Origin of the sequence: Pseudomonas danubii, from assembly GCF_042980055.1 — a bacterium.
GTDB lineage: Bacteria > Pseudomonadota > Gammaproteobacteria > Pseudomonadales > Pseudomonadaceae > Aquipseudomonas > Aquipseudomonas danubii.
On sequence record NZ_CP116502.1, the window covers coordinates 1,765,050 to 1,784,673 of the forward strand.

Annotated in this window: 10 protein-coding genes and 2 pseudogenes; 4 read left to right on the top strand and 8 right to left on the bottom strand. The window is 63.7% G+C overall.

Annotated features, from left to right (window positions below):
• Window position 1 precedes the first annotated feature (1 nt).
• From selO to PFZ56_RS08320, 6 genes and pseudogenes are all read right to left on the bottom strand, one after another.
• Window positions 2-1,465 carry a protein adenylyltransferase SelO gene (gene selO / locus PFZ56_RS08295; RefSeq protein WP_170004061.1) on the bottom strand — a complete coding sequence of 488 codons (1,464 nt, stop codon included), beginning with the start codon at window positions 1,463-1,465 and terminating at the stop codon, window positions 2-4.
• A gap of 49 nt (window positions 1,466-1,514) precedes the next feature.
• On the bottom strand, window positions 1,515-4,868 hold the full coding sequence (gene mscK, locus PFZ56_RS08300) for a mechanosensitive channel MscK (RefSeq protein ID WP_102882056.1): 3,354 nt from the start codon (window positions 4,866-4,868) through the stop codon (window positions 1,515-1,517).
• Between the two features lie 67 nt (window positions 4,869-4,935).
• Window positions 4,936-6,678 carry a potassium/proton antiporter gene (locus tag PFZ56_RS08305; RefSeq protein ID WP_102862839.1) on the bottom strand — a complete coding sequence of 581 codons (1,743 nt, stop codon included), beginning with the start codon at window positions 6,676-6,678 and terminating at the stop codon, window positions 4,936-4,938.
• Window positions 6,679-6,854: 176 nt separating this feature from the next.
• Window positions 6,855-7,727 carry a methyl-accepting chemotaxis protein gene (locus PFZ56_RS08310; RefSeq protein ID WP_372342496.1) on the bottom strand — a complete coding sequence of 291 codons (873 nt, stop codon included), beginning with the start codon at window positions 7,725-7,727 and terminating at the stop codon, window positions 6,855-6,857.
• Between the two features lie 30 nt (window positions 7,728-7,757).
• A pseudogene (locus PFZ56_RS08315) lies at window positions 7,758-8,627 on the bottom strand (MCP four helix bundle domain-containing protein); the annotation flags it as partial.
• A 45-nt stretch (window positions 8,628-8,672) separates the two neighbouring features.
• Window positions 8,673-10,298, bottom strand: a complete 1,626-nt coding sequence (locus PFZ56_RS08320; RefSeq protein ID WP_102882054.1) for a methyl-accepting chemotaxis protein — start codon at window positions 10,296-10,298, stop codon at window positions 8,673-8,675.
• A 311-nt stretch (window positions 10,299-10,609) separates the two neighbouring features.
• Between PFZ56_RS08320 and PFZ56_RS08325 the strand changes: the two genes are divergently transcribed.
• The 4 genes and pseudogenes from PFZ56_RS08325 to PFZ56_RS08340 all read left to right on the top strand — a co-directional run bounded on the left by PFZ56_RS08325 (window position 10,610) and on the right by PFZ56_RS08340 (window position 13,195).
• A complete protein-coding gene (locus PFZ56_RS08325; protein WP_102862842.1) occupies window positions 10,610-10,840 on the top strand; it encodes a hypothetical protein in 231 nt (76 codons plus the stop codon).
• Window positions 10,837-11,139: a cell division protein ZapA gene (locus PFZ56_RS08330; RefSeq protein ID WP_102862843.1), complete on the top strand. Its 303-nt coding sequence runs from the start codon at window positions 10,837-10,839 to the stop codon at window positions 11,137-11,139. Before PFZ56_RS08325 ends, PFZ56_RS08330 begins: the two co-directional genes overlap by 4 nt.
• A gap of 280 nt (window positions 11,140-11,419) precedes the next feature.
• Window positions 11,420-12,280 (top strand): annotated as a pseudogene (locus tag PFZ56_RS08335) (cache domain-containing protein); the annotation flags it as partial.
• A gap of 207 nt (window positions 12,281-12,487) precedes the next feature.
• On the top strand, window positions 12,488-13,195 hold the full coding sequence (locus tag PFZ56_RS08340) for a methyl-accepting chemotaxis protein (RefSeq protein ID WP_394304650.1): 708 nt from the start codon (window positions 12,488-12,490) through the stop codon (window positions 13,193-13,195).
• 159 nt (window positions 13,196-13,354) lie between these two features.
• On the opposite strand, the gene PFZ56_RS08345 is transcribed toward PFZ56_RS08340, so the two are convergent.
• Together PFZ56_RS08345 and putA are read right to left on the bottom strand one after the other, a co-directional pair.
• Window positions 13,355-15,157: an acyl-CoA dehydrogenase gene (locus PFZ56_RS08345; protein ID WP_170004065.1), complete on the bottom strand. Its 1,803-nt coding sequence runs from the start codon at window positions 15,155-15,157 to the stop codon at window positions 13,355-13,357.
• 170 nt (window positions 15,158-15,327) lie between these two features.
• Window positions 15,328-19,281 (bottom strand): trifunctional transcriptional regulator/proline dehydrogenase/L-glutamate gamma-semialdehyde dehydrogenase, encoded by a 3,954-nt coding sequence (putA, locus tag PFZ56_RS08350; protein ID WP_123391373.1) that lies wholly within the window; start codon window positions 19,279-19,281, stop codon window positions 15,328-15,330.
• Between the last annotated feature and the right edge of the window lie 343 nt (window positions 19,282-19,624).

Here is a 19,624-nt window from a genome sequence, read left to right on the forward strand (position 1 = left end):
GTCAGGACGAGCAGCTGATTTCCAGGTGCTTGCCCCACTCTGGCGGACGTTCGGCATAGCCTTGCATGCCCTCTTGCTCTTCAAAAGGCCGGCTCAGCACCTGATGCAGGCGACGCACTTCTGAGTAATCGCCTGACTCGGCGGCGTCGATGGCCTTCTGCGCCAGATAGTTGCGCAGGATGTACAGCGGGTTGACCGCGTGCATGCGCTCCCGGCGCAGGTCCTGGCCCTGGAGCGGATCGCGGGCGACCCGTTGCCGATATTGCTCGGCCCAGGCATCGAAGCCGTTGCGGTCGACGAAATCGTCCCGCAGCCGGGCCAGCGCCTGGTCCGGCGCTTGCTCCCCCAGGCGGCGGAAGAACAGGCTGTAGTCGACGCCGCTGTTCTGCATCAGTTGCAGCAGGCGTTCCACCAGCTTCTGGTCGTCGTCCTCGGCCTGGGTGAAGCCCAGGCGCCGACGCATCAGGTCCAGGTAATGGGCCTGGTACAACGGCAGGAACAGGCCCAGGGCTTCACGCAGCGCCTCGACGCTGATGAATGGCGTCAGGGCCTGGGCCAGGGCGCTGAGGTTCCACTGGCCGATGGGCACCTGATTGCTGAAGGAGTAGCGGCCCTGGTCATCGGAGTGGTTGCAGATGAAGTGGGCGTCGAAATCATCGAGAAAGGCGAACGGGCCGAAGTCGAAGGTGATGCCCAGGATCGACATGTTGTCGGTGTTCATCACCCCGTGGCAGAAACCGTAGGCCTGCCATTTGGCGATCAGTTCGGCGTTGCGTTCGACGATCTCGTGGAACATCGCCAGATAGGGTTCAGGCTGCTCCAGGCACTCGGGAAAATGCAGGGCCAGCACATGCTCCCCCAGCTGTTTATGCAGCTCGGGTTTCTTCGTGTAGTAGAAATATTCGAAATGCCCGAAGCGGATATGGCTCTGCGCCAGGCGCAGGACCATCGCCCCGCGTTCCTGTTTCTCGCGCCATACCGGGGTGTCCGAGCCGATCACGCACAGGGCGCGGCTGCTGGGGATGCCCAGGGCATGCAGGGCCTCGGAGGCGAGGAATTCACGGATCGACGAGCGCAATACGGCACGACCATCGCCCATGCGCGAATACGGCGTCTGCCCGGCGCCCTTCAGGTGCAGGTCCCAGTGTTCTCCCGCCTGGTTGTAGACCTCGCCCAGCAACAGCCCGCGACCGTCTCCCAGTTGCGGGTTGTAGGAACCGAACTGATGCCCGGAATAGACCATTGCCCGGGGGTCGGCCTCGGCCCACAGCTTGTGCCCGCCGAACAGTTCGGCGAACACCGGGCTTTCGGCCACGGCCGGGTCCAGGTCCAGCAGCGCCATGGCCGCCGGGCTGGCGGCCACCAGCCTGGGGTTGTCGAGGGGTTCGGGCAGTACGTGGGTCGAGAAGGCGTCGCCCAGGCGGGCGAAGCGGTTGTCGAAGGTCAGTTCGTCGAGGGCTTTCAACGGCCATCTCCCAGCAGAATGTCCGAGCATTCTGCTAGGGATAGGGGCCTTAGTCGAGTTTGCTCGGCGGCGGTTCCTGCAGCGGCTTGCCCCCGGGCATCGGGACGATGGTCTTGGCCTCCGGCTCGATGGGCACCATCTTGTATTCCTGGCCGTGGAGGTTTTTCAGGTAGACCTCCATCTGCCGGAACGAGATGTTGATGTGCTGCTTCTTGAACTCGCGGTTGATGAAGCGGTTGACCTCGTCCACCACCGGGTTGCGGTCCCCCAGCTCGCGCACGTGCATGCGCAGTTCGTGGTCCAGGGTGCTTTCGCCGAAGTTGAGGAAGTACACCTGAGGCTCCGGTTCCTTGAGCACCCGCGGGTTGTCTCGGGCGGCCTTGAGCAGCAGCTCCTTGACCAGGTCCAGGTCCGAGCCGTAGTCGACGCCGAGCTTGAGGGTCACCCGGGTCACGGTGTCGGTCAGCGACCAGTTGATCAGTTGCCCGGTGATGAAGGTCTGGTTGGGGACGATGATGTCCTTGCGGTCGAAGTCGGTGATGGTGGTGGCGCGGATGCGGATCTTGCTCACCGTGCCCGACAGGTTGCCGATGGTGATGGTGTCGCCGATGCGCACCGGCCGCTCGAACAGGATGATGATGCCGGAGATGAAGTTGGCGAAGATCGCCTGCATGCCGAAACCCAAACCCACCGACAAGGCCGCCACCAGCCACTGCAGCTTGTCCCAACTGACGCCGAGGGTGGCCAGGGTCGAGACGAAACCTATTCCGGCAATGGCGTAGGACAGCAGGGTGGTGGTGGCGTAGGCGCTGCCCTGGGCCAGATTCAGCTTGGACAGCACCAGCACTTCCAAGAGGCCTGGCAGGTTGCGCGCCAGGGCTAAGGTGATGCCGACAATGATCAGCGCACCGATCACGTCGCCGATGCTGATGGGCACCATGCTCATGTTGGCACCGGTGCCGCTGGTGTATTCGTAGAGGGTGATGTTGTCCAGGTAGGAGAACACCGTGATCAGGTCCGACCAGACCCAGTACAGCGCGGCGATGAAGCCGCCCAGCAGGGCCAGGCGGATCAGGCGCAGGGACTGTTCGTTGACCTTCTCGATGTCCATGGTCGGCTCTTCGACCACCGCGTCGCCGCTTTCCCCGGCTTCCTTGGCCGCCTGGCGTTTGCTCAGGGCCCGCTGGTAGGCCAGGCGCCGTGCTGCAACACCGAGTCCGCGGACGAAGGTTGCCTCGATCACCAGCCAGAACATCAGCAGGTACAGGGTGTTGATCAGGCGGTCGCTGAGCTTCAGCGCGGTGTAGTAGTAGCCGAAGCACACGGCGATGAACAAGGCGATTGGCAGCAGGGTGAATAGCAGGCCCAACGCCTTGCGGAACAGCGAGGCATTCTCGTGGGCCGGGCTGCTCAGCAACAGGCGGCTCAGCAGCCAGGCCATCAGCCCGTAGCAGGTCAGCACCACGGCGATGCCGAGCACGTCATCGGCCAGGGCCGCGGGCTGGTGCTCGGCCACCGCCACCACGGCCACCAGCGCCAGGACCACCAGCCCCAGGCGCCGGACCCAGCCCTGGAGGAATTCCACCTGGGGTTTTTCCCAGCGGAAATGCAGTTCGGCCACGCCGCCGGGGGCGAGTATCCGATAGGCGGTGTAGAACACCAGCCAGGCCTGGGCGATCTGCAGCAGCGCCGCACCGAGGTTGGCGTTCTGCCCCCGGGCATCGATCTGCAGGGCATAGCCGCACAGCGCCAGGGCCAGGGTGACCGGCATCGCCAGAAGAATGTTCACCAGGATCGCCAGGGGCGTGTGCCACTGGCTGTCGCGTTTGAAGTGACCGATATCCTTGTGCACCTTGTTCAGGCGCGCATAGAGGTTCTTGCGCCGCCACAGCAGGGCGCCGATCAGCAGCGCCAGGGGCAGGAACAGCAGCGGCCGCTGCGCCAGACCGTCGGTCAGCTCACTGAGGCTGGAGGCCCAGGGCAGGGTGGTGATCTGTTTCTCCAGGCGCTGAGGGACGTCCTGTAGCCACTCGGCGTCCAGAGGCTTGTTGCTGGGAATCCAGAACATCTGCTCGTCGAGGGTCGCCCGCAGGCTCTGGGACGTGCTCAACAGTTGTTTCTGGTTCAGTTGCAGGGTGATGGATTCATTGAGCAGGGCGCTGAGCTCGCGGTTCAGGCGCTCCAGCAGATCGACGCGGGTCATGGCCAGCTCGATCAGGGTCCGGCGCAGTTGCGGCGTGACCTGCTCCGGCGGCTGGCTCTTGAGCAGGTTGTCGACGTAGGTGCTGGGGCTGCCCAGCAATTCGCGCTGCTGGTTGACCTCGAATTGATAAAGGCGGATATCGGCGATTTCGTCCGCCAGGTCGCGATCCAGCTTCAGGCGTGGCAAGGCCTGTTTCTGCTTGTAGAGAATCTTCGACAGCAGCAGGCTGCCCTTGAGCACGTTGATCTGCTCGTCCAGGGCCGCGTCGCTTTGGGTCACGCTGTCCAGTTGCTGTCGGGTCTGCAGGTTCTGCTGGGTCAGTTCGTTGAGGCGGTCGGTGCTCTTGAGCAGGTAGTCGGAGAGCTTGAGGTTGGTGGCGCTTTCGGTGGTCAGCAGGCTGCTGCTGCCGGCCTTCTGCGCCTCGATGGACTGCTGGGTCACGGTTTCCTGGGACTGGGCCAGGCGCTTCTGGTTGATCAGGGTTTGCAGGTCCTGGATTTCCTGCTCCAGGCGCGCGGTCTTTTCCATCAGCAGGTCATGCTGGCTGCTGCCCAGGTCCTGCAACTGGCTGTTGCCCGCCAGTTCCTGGCGGCGCAGGGGAATCAGGGCATTGATCGCCGCCAGTTCGGCATTCAGCAGATTGCGTTGATCGGCGCCGAGCAGCTTGCCGCCGTCCTTGCCGGACTTGAGTGCGGCGTTGATCTGCAGGATGCGGGTCTGGCTGTTGCTGATTTCCGCCTGGGCCCGTTCGGGACGGGTCTGGGCGGTGATGGTCAGGGTGTTGGCGTCGGCCAGGGCCTTTTGCAGCTCGCCTTGCAAGGTGGTGCGTTCGCTCAGCAGTTGCTCCAGTTGCGACACCGCCAGCGAGCCATAGCGCTGGGCCACCGGTGCGACTTTACTGGCCTTCAGGCGTGCCAGCTCGCGCTGGTTTTCCGTGGTCTGGCGCGGCGCGTTGCTCAATTGCTGGCGCAGGTCGTTGAGGCGCCGCTCGTAGTCCTGCTTGTTGTTCAGGTGATTCAGGGTGTTTTGCAGCAGGGTCTGCAGGGCCTTTTGATCGGCTTCCGGCAGTTTGCGTTCGGCGATCTTGTCCAGGCTTTGCTGGACCGACTCGGCACTGGGCGGATCGCCGCCCTGTGCGGCGCCGACAGAGAGACTCAGACCCAGCAGGGCAACAGCGAAAAATTTACGCAAGTTAGGCATAGAAGTCGGTCAAGCAAATAGGAATGGGGGGAGACGCGTCGCGACCAGGTCTGACGCGCTCCGCAGTTTAGAGGAAGAGGCCGGGGCCGGGGCGACTTCCTTCGGGGAATCTGACGCCCACTTTGCCGATCTTGTTCCCGTCCATCACCGCCACGGTCCAGATGGTGTTGTTCCACTCCACCTGGTCGCCGACCACCGGTGCACCGCCGACCTTCTGGGCGATGAACGCGCCCAGGGGCATGTCCGCGTCCTGGCCGTCGAGCTTGAGCCCATAGAGCGCCGACACCGCGCCCAGCTGGGCGTCGCCTTCAAGAACGAAGTCGCCGAAGAAGCGCAGGTCCAGCCCGCGCTCCGGAGCCTGGCTGAAGAGTTTGCCCAGGGCTGGAAGGTTGTGTTCATGGCCGATCACGCACAGCAGGTCATCGGCCTCAAGCACGGTACTACCCGACGGATGGAGCAGTTGCTGGCCGCGAAACAGGGCCGCGATCCGTGTGCCTTCGGGCATTTTCAGCTCCCGCAGGGCGGCGCCGATGCACCATTTTTCCGCCCCCAGGCGGTAGACGAACAGTTCCCACTCGCTGGTGACGTGAACCTCCAGGGCCGCCCGGGAAATCGGTGCCGGCTCCGGCGGCACCGTGACCTTGAGCCACTTGGCCACCCACGGCAGGCTGGTGCCCTGGACCAGCAGCGAGATCAGCACGATAAAGAACGCCAGGTTGAAGTACAGCTGGGCGTTGGGCAGCCCGGCCATCAACGGGAACACCGCGAGAATGATCGGCACCGCGCCGCGCAGGCCGACCCAGGAGATAAAGGCCTTTTCCCGGCCGTGGAAGGCCTTGAACGGCGCCAGGCCCACCAGCACCGACAGCGGCCGGGCGAACAGGATCATCCACAGCGCCAGGCCCAGGGCCGGCAGGGCGATGGGCAGCAGGTCGTGGGGGGTGACCAGCAGCCCGAGCACCAGGAACATGCCGATCTGTGCCAGCCAGGCCATGCCGTCGAGCATGTGCAGGATGCCGTGGCGGCTGCGCACCGGGCGGTTGCCGATCACCAGGCCGCACAGGTACACGGCGAGGAAACCGCTACCGTGCAGGGCGTTGGTCAGGGCGAACACCACCAGACCGCCGGCCACCACCAGGATCGGGTACAGGCCGTTGGCCAGATGAATGCGATTGACCAGTTGCAGCATCAGCCAGCCGCCCCCCAGGCCGATTAACGCGCCGATACCGAATTCGCGGATCAGGTCCCCCAGCAGGCTCCAGTGCAAGCCGGTGTGGCCCTTGGCGAGCATGTCGATCAGGGTCACGGTGAGAAACACCGCCATCGGGTCGTTACTGCCGGACTCAATCTCCAGGGTGGCGGTGACCCGCTCGTTGAGGCCCTTGCCCCCCAGCAGGGAGAACACCGCCGCGGCGTCGGTGGAGCCGACGATGGCACCGATCAGCAGCCCCTGGATCAGGTTCAGGTCGAACAGCCAGGCGGCAGCCATGCCGGTCAGCCCAGTGGTGATCAACACCCCCACCGTGGCCAGGGACAGCGCCGGCCACAGGGCCACGCGGAAACTCGCGACCCGGGTGCGCAGGCCGCCGTCCAGCAGGATCACGGCCAGGGCCAGGTTGCCCACCAGGTAGGCGGTCGGGTAGTTGTTGAAGATGATGCCGCCGCCGTCGACTCCGGCGCTCATGCCCACGGCGAGGATGATCACCAGGATCGGGATGCCGAGACGGGATGAAAGTGAGCTCACCAGAATGCTCGCACCTACCAGCAACGCGCCGATCAAGAACAGGCTGTTGATGGTCGTCGCATTCAAAGGCAGTACTCCAGAGCGAAAAAGGCGGGCGCAAACTGACCATGCAGTCTGCGTGCCAGCGATTCTAACCTGTTGAAATGCGCCACTGTCAAAAAGCTTTTGATGACAGTGGCGGATTTTTTTGGTGTGAATTCCGGCGCCGATTTACCGGCGTGTTGCGGGGCTGGCGAGCGGCTTCAGAGGCTGAAGCGCGCGACCATGCTGTTGAGGTCCACGGCCAGTCGCGACAGCTCGTTGCTGGCTGCACTGGTCTGGTTGGCGCCGGTGGCCGACTGCACCGACAAGTCGCGGATGTTCACCAGGTTGCGGTCCACTTCCCGGGCCACTTGGGCCTGTTCTTCGGCGGCGCTGGCGATCACCAGGTTGCGTTCGTTGATCTCGATGATCGCGCTGTTGATGGTGTCCAGCGACAGGCCGGCGCCGCGGGCGATGTTCAGGGTCGACTCGGCGCGCTCGGTGCTGTTGCGCATGGAGTCCACCGCGTGCTCGGTGCCGCTCTGGATGCTGCCGATCATGCGTTCGATTTCGCTGGTGGACTGCTGGGTACGGTGCGCCAGGGCCCGCACTTCGTCGGCGACCACGGCAAAGCCACGACCGGCCTCGCCGGCACGGGCGGCTTCGATGGCGGCGTTGAGGGCCAGCAGGTTGGTCTGGTCGGCCAGGCCGCGAATCACGTCCAGCACTTTGCCGATGTCCCGCGACTCGTTGGCCAGGTCGCCGATCAGGCTGGCGGTGCCTTGCACGTCGGAACTCATGCGCTCGATGGCGGACACGGTTTCCTGCACCAGATCGCGACCGTCGCCGGCGGAGGCGGTGGCGTTCTTCGAGGCTTCCGAGGTGCTCACGGCGTTGCGTGCCACTTCTTCCACGGCGCTGGTCATTTCATTGACTGCGGTGGCGGCTTGCTCGATTTCGTTGTTCTGCTGGGTCAGGCCACGGGCACTTTCCTCGGTGACGCAATTGAGCTCTTCGGCTGCCGACGCCAGTTGGGTGGCGGAGCCGGAAATGCGCTGCAGGGTGTCCCGCAGTTTTTCCTGCATCTTGGCCATGGCGCGCAGCAGGCGTCCGGCTTCGTCATTGCCGTCGACCTTGATCGGCCGGGTCAGGTTGCCTTCGGCGATTTCTTCGGCGGCGCTCAGGGCGTTGGCGATCGGTACGGTGATGCTGCGGGTCAGCAGCCAGGCGAACAGCAGGGTCAGGCCGGTGGCCAGCACCAGCAGGGCCACTACCAGTTTGAAGGCCGAGGAGTACTGTTCGGCGGCCTGCTGGTTGGTGTCGAGGGTCTGCTGGGTGTTGATCTCCATCAGGCGGTTGAGCACGGTGTTCATGGCTTCCGAGTTGTTCAGCAGGTCGGTGTTGAGCAGGTTGCGCAGCTCTTCCACCTGATTGCCGCGGGACAGGGACCTCATCCGCTCTTCGATCTGCCGGTACTGTGTCAGCAACTGGACGTACTGCTCGTAGGCAGTCTTTTCCTCGGGGCTGCTGATGAACTTCTCGTAGGTGACCTGGGCGGCGCGGATCTGCTGGTTGCGCATGTCCAGCAGTTCGATGGTCTTTTGCTGGACATCGGGTTCACGGTTGACCAGCAAGCGATAGGACAGCACCCGCAGACGCAGGGTCAGCTGGGTGAACTCGTCGAGGCTCTTGATGCTCGGCACGCTGCTCAGGGTGATGTCCTCGGCGGCGCCGCGGATCTTGCTCATCTGGTTCAGGGCGAACACCCCCAGGATCAGCATCAAGCCGCCGATCATGGCAAAGCCGAGGAAGGCCCGCGGAGCGATATTCATATTGCGTAGGGACATGGTGAGTACCAAAAAGGGCGCATCCGTGCGGGGGCTTGAGACTGATCTACCGTGACTTATCGGTCGTACGACTAAAGTCTTGAGTCGCGCCGTGGATTTAGCCTTTTGGCTACGCACCGGGCCGGGAGTGTCAACGGCCGACTGCATCGGCCCCAGGCCCGTAATAGAGCCCTGGAGCCGGGAGAAGGGGGTTTACAGCTGGAAGCGGGTCACCAGATTGTTCAGGTCAGCGGCCAGGATCGACAGTTCACTGCTGGCGGAGCGGGTTTGGTTGGCACCGGTGGTGGACTGCACCGACAGGTCGCGGATGTTCACCAGATTGCGATCCACTTCCCGAGCCACCTGGGCCTGTTCTTCGGCGGCGCTGGCAATGACCAGGTTGCGCTCGTTGATTTCGTTGATGGCGCTGTTGATGGTGTCCAGGGACTGGCCGGCGCTGCGGGCGATGTTCAGGGTCGAGTCGGCGCGTTCGGTGCTGTTGCGCATCGACTCCACCGCCTGCTCGGTGCCGCTCTGGATGCTGCCGATCATGCGTTCGATTTCACTGGTGGACTGTTGGGTGCGGTGCGCCAGGGCGCGGACTTCGTCGGCAACCACGGCAAAGCCGCGGCCAGCCTCGCCGGCACGGGCGGCTTCGATGGCGGCGTTGAGGGCCAGCAGGTTGGTCTGGTCGGCCAGGCCGCGAATCACGTCCAGTACCTTGCCGATGTCCCGGGACTCGTTGGCCAGCTCGCCGATCAGGCTGGCAGTGTCTTGCACGTCACCGGTCATGCGTTCGATGGCCGAGACGGTTTCTTGCACCTTGTCCCGTCCGTCCCCGGCGGATTGGGTGGCGTTTTGCGAAGCTTCGGAAGTGCTCACTGCATTGCGCGCGACTTCTTCCACGGCGCTGGTCATTTCATTGACCGCGGTAGCCGCCTGCTCGATTTCATTGTCCTGTCGAGTCAGGCCACGAGCACTTTCGTCGGTGACGCTGTTGAGCTCCTCGGCGGCCGAGGCCAGTTGGCCGGCGGAACCGGAAATGCGCTGCAGGGTGTCCCGCAGTTTTTCCTGCATGGTCAACATGGCCTGCAGCAGGCGGCCGGCTTCGTCGCGGCCATCCACGGTGATCGGCTGGGTCAGGTTGCCTTCGGCGATCGCTTCGGCCGCATGCAGGGCGTTGTCGATCGGCAGGGTAATGCTGCGAATCAGCCGCCAGGCAAACACCAGGGTCAGGGCGGTGGCCATGACCAGCAGCGTCACCACCAGGTTGAAGGCGGTGGCGTATTGCTCGGCCGCGTCTTGATCGGCGGCGCTGGAGTACTGGGTGTTGATGTCCACCAGTTGATTGAGAAGGGCGTTGATCTTTTCGGCGCTGGTCATCAGCTCGGTGTTCAGCAGCTGCTGCATGCTTTCGAGCTGGTTGTTGTGCGACAGCTCGATCAACTGGCCTTCCAGTTGGCGGTGGTGGGTCAGCAGTTCCATGTACTGATCGTAAGCGGCGTGCTCTTCCGGGCTGCTGATGAGCTCCTGGTAGCGGGCCCGGGTTTCATCGATTTTCTGGTTGCGCTGGCTGATGGAGTCCAGGGTCTTTTGCTGTTCCTCGGGGTCGCGGTTGAGCAGTAGCCGGTAGGCCTGGACCCGCAGGCGCAGGCTCAGTTGGGTGAAGTCGTCGACGCTCTTGATGCTGGGAATGGTGTCCTGGGTGATGCGTTCGGTCGCTGCGCGGATCTTGCTCATTTGACTCAGAGCGAAGATCCCGAGAAACAGCATCAAACAACCGATCACGGCAAAGCCGAGGAATGCTCTCGGAGCGATATTCAGGGTGCGCAGGGACATTGAACCTACCTCGGATGTGCGCGGCTTGCGCGTTTGGGTCAGGGAAGTACCTGTGCTATCGCGTTGAAAAAACGCTTCTTGAATCGCCAGGAGCGCTTTCAGAAAAGTCTGACCACCTGTTGGGATAATTCGTAAAACTCCGAAGCATCCGACCGAACGTCAGGAACCCGAGGCGCGAATGACAGTCTCTAACAGCTCTCGCGTGAGGGTCATCGCCAGTAAAATCAAGGCCTTGCGCCTGGATATCCCTGGTATCCAAGGTGACTTTTCTTTATCGTACGCGCCCTTTGCAAACAGCCCGGAAGATCAAAATGTTGGAAGCATCCCTCAGCCAATTGGAACAGTTGGTCAGTGACCTGGTGGTACAGAACCAGGAGCTGCTCGGCACGAACGAAACCCTCAAGGAGCAACTGGCCCAGGCCAAGGATGAAAACGAAAGCCTGCAGTTGAGCCTCATGGAGCAGGAAGAAAAACAAGGCGCTACCGCCGCCCGCATCCAGGCTCTGGTTGAGCGCGTCAGTGCGAGCCCGGCCAACCCATGAGACATCACATCGATGGGGTGAAGGTGGTCTCGATCCTGGGCGAGGATTACTCGATCAAGGCGCCGGCCGGTGAGGAACAGACCCTCATGGACGCCGCGCTGATGCTCAAGGCGGCCCTGGCCGACACCAAGAAAAAATACCCGACGCTGATTGGCGAGCGCCTGCTGGTGCTGGCAGCGATGAACCTGTGTTCGCAGCAGATCGAAATGAAAAAGCAGCACGCCCAGGCGCTTGAGCGTTATCAGGAGCAGGTGAGCGCCACCGTCGAGGTGATCGCCAAGACCATTCAACAGAATTGATGGAAGTGCACACAGCTGGCGGGTAATGAGTTGGACAAGCAGAAGCATTGTTTGTATACAACTTCCCGCGGCTGGCGCGGTATCTCAGCCTCTTATAACCATAAGAAAGAGGTGTTCCATGCAATTCTGGCGACGCAGTATTCAATGGCAACTGATCCTCAGCATGGGTTCGGCCCTGCTGGTCAGTCTGCTGGTGGTCGTAGCGATCTACACGGTGCTGATCAATCACCTGACCCAGAGCTACCTGGTGGACAGGGCGCTGCCTTCGAGCATCGAAGCCATGCGCAACGATATCGAACGCATTCTGACCCAGCCTCTGACCGCCGCCCGTGACCTGGGCGGCAACGGCATGCTGCGCGACTGGCTGGCGGCAGGCGAAGACCCTGCCCGGGCGCAGAGCTTCATCAGCTACCTGGAAGACATCCGCGCCGAGAACCAGGCCTTCACCACCATGATGGCCAGCCCGCTCAGCCATCACTATTACAACCAGAAAGGCCTGGACCGGACCCTGAGTCGGGATAATCCGAAGGATGTCTGGTTCTATCGCTTTATCGACAGCGGCAAGCCGCGGGTGCTGAACATCGATGTCGATGTTGCCAGTGGCGAGCTGGCGCTGTTCATCAACTACCGGGTCGAGAAAGACGGTGAGCTGGTGGGGGTCACCGGCCTTGGCTTGCGCATGACCGAGCTGTCGCAGCTGATTCACGACTACAGCTTTGGCGAGCGTGGCCGGGTGTTTCTGGTGCGCAACGATGGTTTGATCCAGGTGCATCCGGACGCTGAATTCAGTGGCAAGCGACAGTTGTCCGAGCAGATCGGCGCGACCGCCGCCGAGGCGCTGATGGGGCACGAGGGACTGACCAGCAGTCATTTCGAGCGTGACGGCGAAGACTACCTGGCCCTGAGCCTGCCACTGCGCGGCTTTGGCTGGAGCCTGGTGGCCGAGGTGCCGCAGGCGCAGATTTACGCCGAGGCGCACCGGGCGATCTGGCTCACCAGTCTGATCGGCCTGGGCATCGCCGGCGTCTGCCTATTGCTGGTTGTACTGCTGGCCCGTGGCCTGGTACGCCCGGTGCGACAGGTGACCGAAGGGCTGGTGGCCATCGGCAGCGGCGGTGGCGACCTGACCCTGCGCCTGGATGCCAGCCGTGCCGACGAACTGGGGGATCTGGCCCGGGGTTTCAACCGTTTTCTCGACAGCCAGCGCGGCATGATCGGTGAGGTGTTGGCCACCACCGAACGCCTGCGTTCCTCGGTGAGCCAGGTGGCGGCGGTGGTGGAGAACACCGCCGAGCGCTCCGGCCGGCAGCAGGAAATGACCGACATGGTGGCCACTGCGGTACATGAGATGGGGCTTACCGTGCAGGACATTGCGCGCAATGCCGGGCAGGCGGCGGATGCTTCCCAGGCGGCCCGGGATGAAGCCCAGCAGGCCCAGGACGTGGTGGGCGGTTCGATTCGGCATATCGAGAGCATGTCCGGTGAAATCGCTCTGGCCGCCGGTGCCGTGGGCGAACTGGCGGAACAGGTGGCCTCCATCGATCAGGTGCTGGCGGTGATCCGCGGGGTTTCCGAACAGACCAACCTGCTGGCCCTCAACGCTGCCATCGAGGCGGCTCGGGCCGGGGAAATGGGCCGTGGCTTTGCGGTGGTGGCCGATGAAGTCCGGACCCTGGCCCAGCGTACCCAGACCTCCACCGATGAGATCCAGCAGATGATCCAGGGCCTCAAGCAGGGGGCGGAGAACGCCGTGTCCTCGATGCATGCGGGGCAATCGGCCACCGGCACCGGGGTTCAGTCCAGCCAGCAGACCGGGGCCTCACTGACGGCGATCACCGGGCAGGTGGAGCGTATCAGCGACATGAATCAGCAGGTCGCCACTGCCACGGAAGAACAGTCGGCGGTGACCGAAGAGATCAACCGCAATGTTCAGGGCATTTCCGAACTGGCCCGGGCCACCGCGGCTGAAGTGCACACCTGTCGTGAGGATTGCCAGACCCTGCAGCGCCTGGCCGAAGACCTGGCGCGCCAGGTGGGCGGTTTCAAGCTGCACTGACCAGCCTGTAGGAGCTGGCTTGCCAGCGAACCTCGGGCCGCGCAGTGCCAGGCCGGACGCTTTCGCCGGCAAGCCGGCTCCTACAGGTGTCGAGTGAGCCTTCTGGTAGGAGCTGGCTTGCCAGCGAACAGCGCTGCGGTGTGACAGGCCGCCTCGGCCTCAGAACCAGGCGTCCTGCATCTCCAGGCAGGTGGCGTCCCGTGCTTCCAGCAGGGTCAGTTCATGCTGGCAGCCCGGCACTTCCCAGGTCAGGAAGTAGCGCGCGGCCTGCAGTTTGCCGTGATAGAAATCCCGGTCCCCGGCATGACCTCGCGCCAGTCCTTCCTCGGCCCTGATGGCCTGTTCCAGCCAGCGCCAGCCGATCACCGCGTGGCCGAAGGCCTTCAGATACAGCGCCGAGTTGGCCAGGGTCGCCGTGACCTTGCCGCTGGCCAAGTCGCCCAGCAGACCCAGGGTCACGCTCTGCAGGCGCGTCACCAGTTGCTCCAGAGGCAGGCGCAGGGCGTCCAGCGACGCATGGGCGCGGGCCCGCTCGCCCGCCTCGGCGATCAGGCGGATCAGGCGCTTGAGCCCGGCGCCGCCGTTCTGCGCCAGCTTGCGCCCCAGCAGGTCCAGGGACTGGATGCCGTGGGTGCCTTCATGGATCGGGTTCAGGCGATTGTCGCGGTAGTACTGCTCCACCGGGTATTCCCGGGTGTAGCCGTGGCCACCGAGGATCTGGATCGCCAGCTCGTTGGCCTTGAGGCAGAACTCCGAAGGCCAGGACTTGACGATGGGCGTCAGCAGGTCCAGCAGTTCATGGGCCTGCTGGCGCTCGGCCTCGCTGGCCAGGGTGGTGGTGTCATCGAACAGCCGCGCCGCATACAGCCCCAGGTCGAAGGCGCCTTCAACGTAGGCCTTCTGGGTCAGCAGCATGCGGCGCACATCGGCGTGCTGGATGATCGCAACCGGTGCGGTGGTCGGGTCCTTGCTGTCCGGCAGGCGACCTTGCGGACGCTCGCGAGCGTATTCCAATGAATACAGATAGCCGGCATAACCCAGCATCACCGCGCCCATGCCGACGCCGATCCGTGCTTCGTTCATCATCTGGAACATGTAGCTCAGGCCGTGATGGGGCTTGCCCACCAGATAGCCCACGCAATTACCGTTATCGCCGAAGTTCAGCGCGGTGGAAGTGGTGCCGCGCCAGCCCATCTTGTGGAACAGCCCGGCCAGCAGCACGTCGTTGCGCGGCCCCAGGCTGCCGTCATCGTTGACCAGGAACTTGGGCACGATAAACAGGGAAATGCCCTTCACCCCGGGCGGCGCGTCCGGCAGCTTGGCCAGGACCATGTGCACGATGTTTTCCGACAGCGGGTGGTCGCCGCCGGAGATGAAGATCTTGTTGCCCTTGAGCCGGTAGCTGCCGTCGGCAGCCGGTTCGGCGCGGGTGCGGATATCCGACAGCGACGAACCAGCATGGGGCTCGGTCAGGGCCATGGTGCCGAAGAAGCGGCCATCGATCATGGGCTGCAGGAAGCGCTGTTTCTGTTCGTCGGTGCCGAAGCTCTCGATCAGGTTGGCCGCGCCCATGGTCAGGAACGGGTAGGAAGTCGTGGCCGCGTTGGCGGCCTGGAAGTGGGCGAAGCAGGCCTGGGACAACAGGGTCGGCAACTGCATGCCGCCCGCGTCGAAACTGCGCGCGGCGTTGAGAAAGCCGGCTTCGAGGAAGGCGTCCACCGCCGGTTTCACTTCAGGGATCAGCACCGCCTGGCCGTCTTCGTAGCGCGGCTCGTGTTCATCGCCCTTGCGGTTGTGCGGGGCGAAGTACTTCTCGGCGATGTTGCGCGCGGTGCCCAGGGCGGCATCGAAGGTTTCGCGATTGTGCTCGGCAAACCGCTCGCGCTGGGTCAGGCCCTCGGCGTCGAGCACCTCATACAGTTCGAAAGCCAGATTGCGGGAACTGAGCAGCGTCTCGGACATGGCGGCATACCTGTTGGCTAGGGAATGGGCTGAGTCTAGGCGCGTGAATAAAGGCTGAATAGCAAGATTGATCTGGGTGATAAAGATGCCAAACAGGCACAGGACATTGCATCGGGCAAAAAAAAGAGCGCCGCTGAGGGCGCTCTTTTCCATGCTGCTGACTATCGGCTTCAGCCGATGGTCATCAGGCTGGCGTTACCGCCGGCCGCTGCGGTGTTGACGCTCAGGGCGCGCTCGATCACCAGGCGCTCCAGGGCAATCGCGGTCTCGCCCTGGGACAGGCCCTGGACGCCGACGATGGCTCCGGCACGCTGGGCCACTTGCTGGCAAACGCCGCGCAGTTGGTCAGAGTCGCCGTGATGCAGGACCGCGTCGAATACCACGTCGTCCTTGGTCCAATCCGCCACCCGCTGGATGCGTGCTTGCACGTCCTTGGGCAGACGGGCGAACAGCGCCTTGCTGAGGTCGCTTTCCGGCCAGACTGCCGAACCGCCGACTGCCAGTACGGCCGCCAGTTGGGTCAGCAGGTCGCCCTCGACCTCCGCCAGGCACAGGACGTGCTCGCGGGGCAGGATGGCGTAGCTGTTGCGCTCGCCGGTCGGGCCGTTCAGCTGGCGGGTGATACCGCTTTGCGACTGGCTGGCGAACTGTTTGCACAGGGTCGCCAGTTCCACCAGTTTGCTGCTCTCGGCCCAGGCTTGCAGGGCGTTGAGCGGCTTGCCGAGGGCTTCGCGCAGGCGCAGGTCCGGGGCGTTGGCGGCATCGGCGCGAACGAAGGATTGCTCGATGGCATCCACCGGACGGGTCGACAGCAGGCGGTACAGGTACAGCGGACCGCCGGCTTTCGGGCCGGTGCCCGACAGGCCTTCGCCGCCGAACGGCTGCACGCCGACCACGGCACCGACGATGTTGCGGTTGACGTAGACGTTACCGGCGTTGACGTTGTCCACCACCTTGGCAATGGTTTCGTCGATCCGGGTGTGCACACCCAGGGTCAGGCCGTAGCCGGAAGCATTGATCTGGGCGATCAGTTGGTCGATGTCCTTGCGCTTGTAGCGCACCACGTGCAACACCGGACCGAAGATCTCGCGCTGCAGTTCATCGAAGCTTTCCAGTTCGATCAGGGTCGGCATGACAAAGGTGCCACGCTTGCATTCTTCGCTGTCGGCGATGGCCATCTGGTACACGCTGCGACCTTTGTCGCGCATGGCCTGGATGTGCTTCTCGATGCCGGCCTTGGCTTCGGCGTCGATTACCGGGCCGATGTCCACCGACAGGCGCTCCGGGTTGCCCAGGCGGTTTTCAGCCATGGCGCCCTTGAGCATTTCGATCACGCGGTCGGCGGAATCTTCCTGCAGGCACAGCACGCGCAGGGCCGAGCAACGCTGGCCGGCACTGTCGAAGGCCGAGGACACCACATCGATGACCACTTGTTCGGTCAGGGCCGAGGAGTCGACGATCATGGCGTTCTGGCCACCGGTTTCGGCGATCAGCGGGATCGGCCGACCCTGGTTGTCCAGGCGCCCGGCGATGTTGCGTTGCAGCAGGCGCGCGACTTCGGTGGAACCGGTGAACATCACGCCCTTGACGCGTTCGTCACCGACCAGGCGGGCACCGACGCTTTCGCCCTGGCCCGGCAGCAGTTGCAGCACGCCTTCGGGAATCCCGGCTTCGAGCAGCAGGCGCACGGCCTGGGCTGCCACCAGCGGGGTCTGTTCGGCCGGCTTGGCCAGTACCGGGTTGCCGGCGGCGAGGGCGGCGGCGACCTGGCCGCTGAAGATCGCCAGCGGGAAGTTCCACGGGCTGATGCACACCACAGGACCCAGCGGACGGTGGGCGTCATTGCTGAAGTCATTGCGGGCCTGCACCGCGTAATAACGCAGGAAGTCCACGGCTTCACGCACTTCGGCGATGGCGTTGGCGAAGGTCTTGCCGGCCTCGCGGGCCAACAGGCCCATCAGCGGCTGGATCTCGGCTTCCATCAGGTCGGCGGCGCGTTCCAGGATCGCGGCGCGTTCGGCCGGCGGCGTGGCCTGCCAGATCGGCGCGGCGTTCAGCGCGCACTGGATGGCGTTGTCGACGTCTTCGATCGTGGCTTCCTGGACGTGACCGACCACATCGCGATGATCCGACGGGTTGAGGACCGGCGCCGGGGTTTCGCTGCTGGCGGCGCAACCGAGCATTGGCGCGGCTTTCCAGTTGTTGTGAGCGCTGGCCAGCAGGGCGCAGGACAACGACGCCAGGCGGTGTTCGTTGGCCATGTCGATGCCGGCGGAGTTGGCGCGCTCGCTGCCATACAGGTCACGCGGCAGCGGAATGCGTGGGTGCGGCAGGCCGAAACCGCCTTCCAGGGTGGCCATCTGCTCGATCTGCGCCACCGGGTCGGCCACCAGCTCTTGAATCGAGATCGACTGGTCGGCGATGCGGTTGACGAAGGAGGTGTTGGCGCCGTTTTCCAGCAGGCGGCGGACCAGATAGGCCAGCAGGGTTTCGTGGGTGCCGACCGGTGCGTACACGCGGCACGGACGGTTCAGCTTGCCATCGGCGACCTTGCCCACCACTTGCTCGTACAGCGGTTCACCCATGCCGTGCAGGCACTGGAACTCGTACTGGCCGGGGTAATAGTTCTGACCGGCAATGTGGTAGATCGCCGACAGGGTGTGGGCGTTGTGGGTGGCGAACTGCGGGTAGATGACTTCCGGCACCGACAGCAGCTTGCGTGCGCAGGCGATGTAGGAAACGTCGGTGTACACCTTGCGGGTGTAGACCGGATAGCCTTCCAGGCCTTCGACCTGGGCGCGCTTGATCTCGCTGTCCCAGTAGGCGCCTTTCACCAGGCGGATCATCAGGCGGTGACGGCTGCGGCGGGCCAGATCGATGACGTAGTCGATGACGTACGGGCAGCGCTTCTGGTAAGCCTGGATCACGAAGCCGATGCCGTTCCAACCGGTCAACTGCGGCTCGAAGCACAGGCGCTCCAGCAGGTCCAGGGACAGCTCCAGGCGGTCCGCTTCTTCGGCGTCGATGTTCAGGCCGATGTCGTATTGCTTGGCCAGCAGGGTCAGCGACAGCAGGCGCGGGTACAGCTCTTCCATCACGCGTTCGTACTGGGCGCGGCTGTAACGCGGGTGCAGCGCCGAGAGCTTGATGGAGATGCCCGGGCCTTCATAGATGCCGCGACCGTGGGAGGCCTTGCCGATGGAGTGGATGGCCTGCTCGTAGGACGCCAGGTATTTCTGCGCGTCGTGCTCGGTCAGTGCCGCTTCGCCGAGCATGTCGTAGGAGTAGCGGAAGCCCTTGGCTTCGAACTTGCTGGCATTGGCCAGGGCTTCGGCGATGGTTTCGCCGGTGACGAACTGCTCGCCCATCAAACGCATGGCCATGTCCACGCCCTTGCGGATCATCGGCTCGCCGCTCTTGCCGATGATGCGGCTCAGGGAGGAGGTCAGGCCGGCCTCGTTGTGGGTCGACACCAGCTTGCCGGTGAGCAACAGGCCCCAAGTGGCGGCGTTGACGAACAGCGACGGGCTGTTGCCCAGGTGCGGCTGCCAGTTGCCGGTGCTGATCTTGTCGCGGATCAGCGCGTCACGGGTGCCCTTGTCGGGGATGCGCAGCAGGGCCTCGGCCAGGCACATCAGTGCCACGCCTTCCTGGGACGACAGGGAGAACTCCTGCAGCAGGCCCTGGACGATACCGGCACGGCCGCCGGCGCTCTTCTGGTTACGCAGCTTCTCGGCGATCGAGGCGGCCAGCTTGTTGGCGGCTTCGGCGGTGGCGGCCGGCAGACGCGCCTGCTCCAGCAGCATCGGCACCACTTCCGGTTCCGGGCGGCGGTAGGCAGCGGTGATCGAGGCGCGCAGCACCGATTGCGGGAGGATGCTCTCGGCAAATTCGAGGAAGCATTGGTGAGCGTGATCGGTCAGCACGTCGCCGGCGTCGTCGCCGTCCTTGGTGGTGACACTGCTCAGCTCGGTCAGGGTTGCACCACCCTCGAGTTTTTCCAGGTAATTGAAAATCGCCTGCTTGATCAGCCAGTGCGGCGTACGATCGATCGAGGTCGCAGCGGCCTTGAGGCGCTCGCGGGTTGGGTCGTCGAGTTTGACCCCGAGGGTGGTGGTAGCCATATTTTTATCCTCATGTTTGCCACGCACGTGTGGCATCAGCTGGCGGCAAGATTATCCGTGCGCCGAAATAGGTGCAACCGGGTGCAACCCTTTTTTCGCCGGAATAAATAGCAGCTCGTCAGGAAATCAATATTGCCTCCTGGCTCCCGTATTGCCTTGGTGCATTTAATTCTGGCGGGTGGATTTCTTGCTCCAAAAAGGAGCAAAAAAGTTGTCGTCGTCGGTAAATGCGACAAGGTGCAACTTAATTGGATGAAACTGGTTGCACCTTGTTTAATTTGTTGAATAGGATTCGCGCCCAAGGTGCAACCTGTCTTTTGCGACTCGGTTCATCGGCCAATGG

Bases quoted from the DNA above. Each gene is read 5' to 3' on its own strand.
- PFZ56_RS08330 (WP_102862843.1), top strand. From the start codon at position 10,837: ATGAGACATCACATCGATGGGGTGAAGGTGGTCTCGATCCTGGGCGAG.
- PFZ56_RS08345 (WP_170004065.1), bottom strand. From the start codon at position 15,157: ATGTCCGAGACGCTGCTCAGTTCCCGCAATCTGGCTTTCGAACTGTAT.
- PFZ56_RS08340 (WP_394304650.1), top strand. From the start codon at position 12,488: ATGGGGCTTACCGTGCAGGACATTGCGCGCAATGCCGGGCAGGCGGCG.
- PFZ56_RS08310 (WP_372342496.1), bottom strand. From the start codon at position 7,727: ATGGCCAAGATGCAGGAAAAACTGCGGGACACCCTGCAGCGCATTTCC.
- mscK (WP_102882056.1), bottom strand. From the start codon at position 4,868: ATGCCTAACTTGCGTAAATTTTTCGCTGTTGCCCTGCTGGGTCTGAGT.
- putA (WP_123391373.1), bottom strand. From the start codon at position 19,281: ATGGCTACCACCACCCTCGGGGTCAAACTCGACGACCCAACCCGCGAG.
- PFZ56_RS08320 (WP_102882054.1), bottom strand. From the start codon at position 10,298: ATGTCCCTGCGCACCCTGAATATCGCTCCGAGAGCATTCCTCGGCTTT.
- PFZ56_RS08325 (WP_102862842.1), top strand. From the start codon at position 10,610: ATGTTGGAAGCATCCCTCAGCCAATTGGAACAGTTGGTCAGTGACCTG.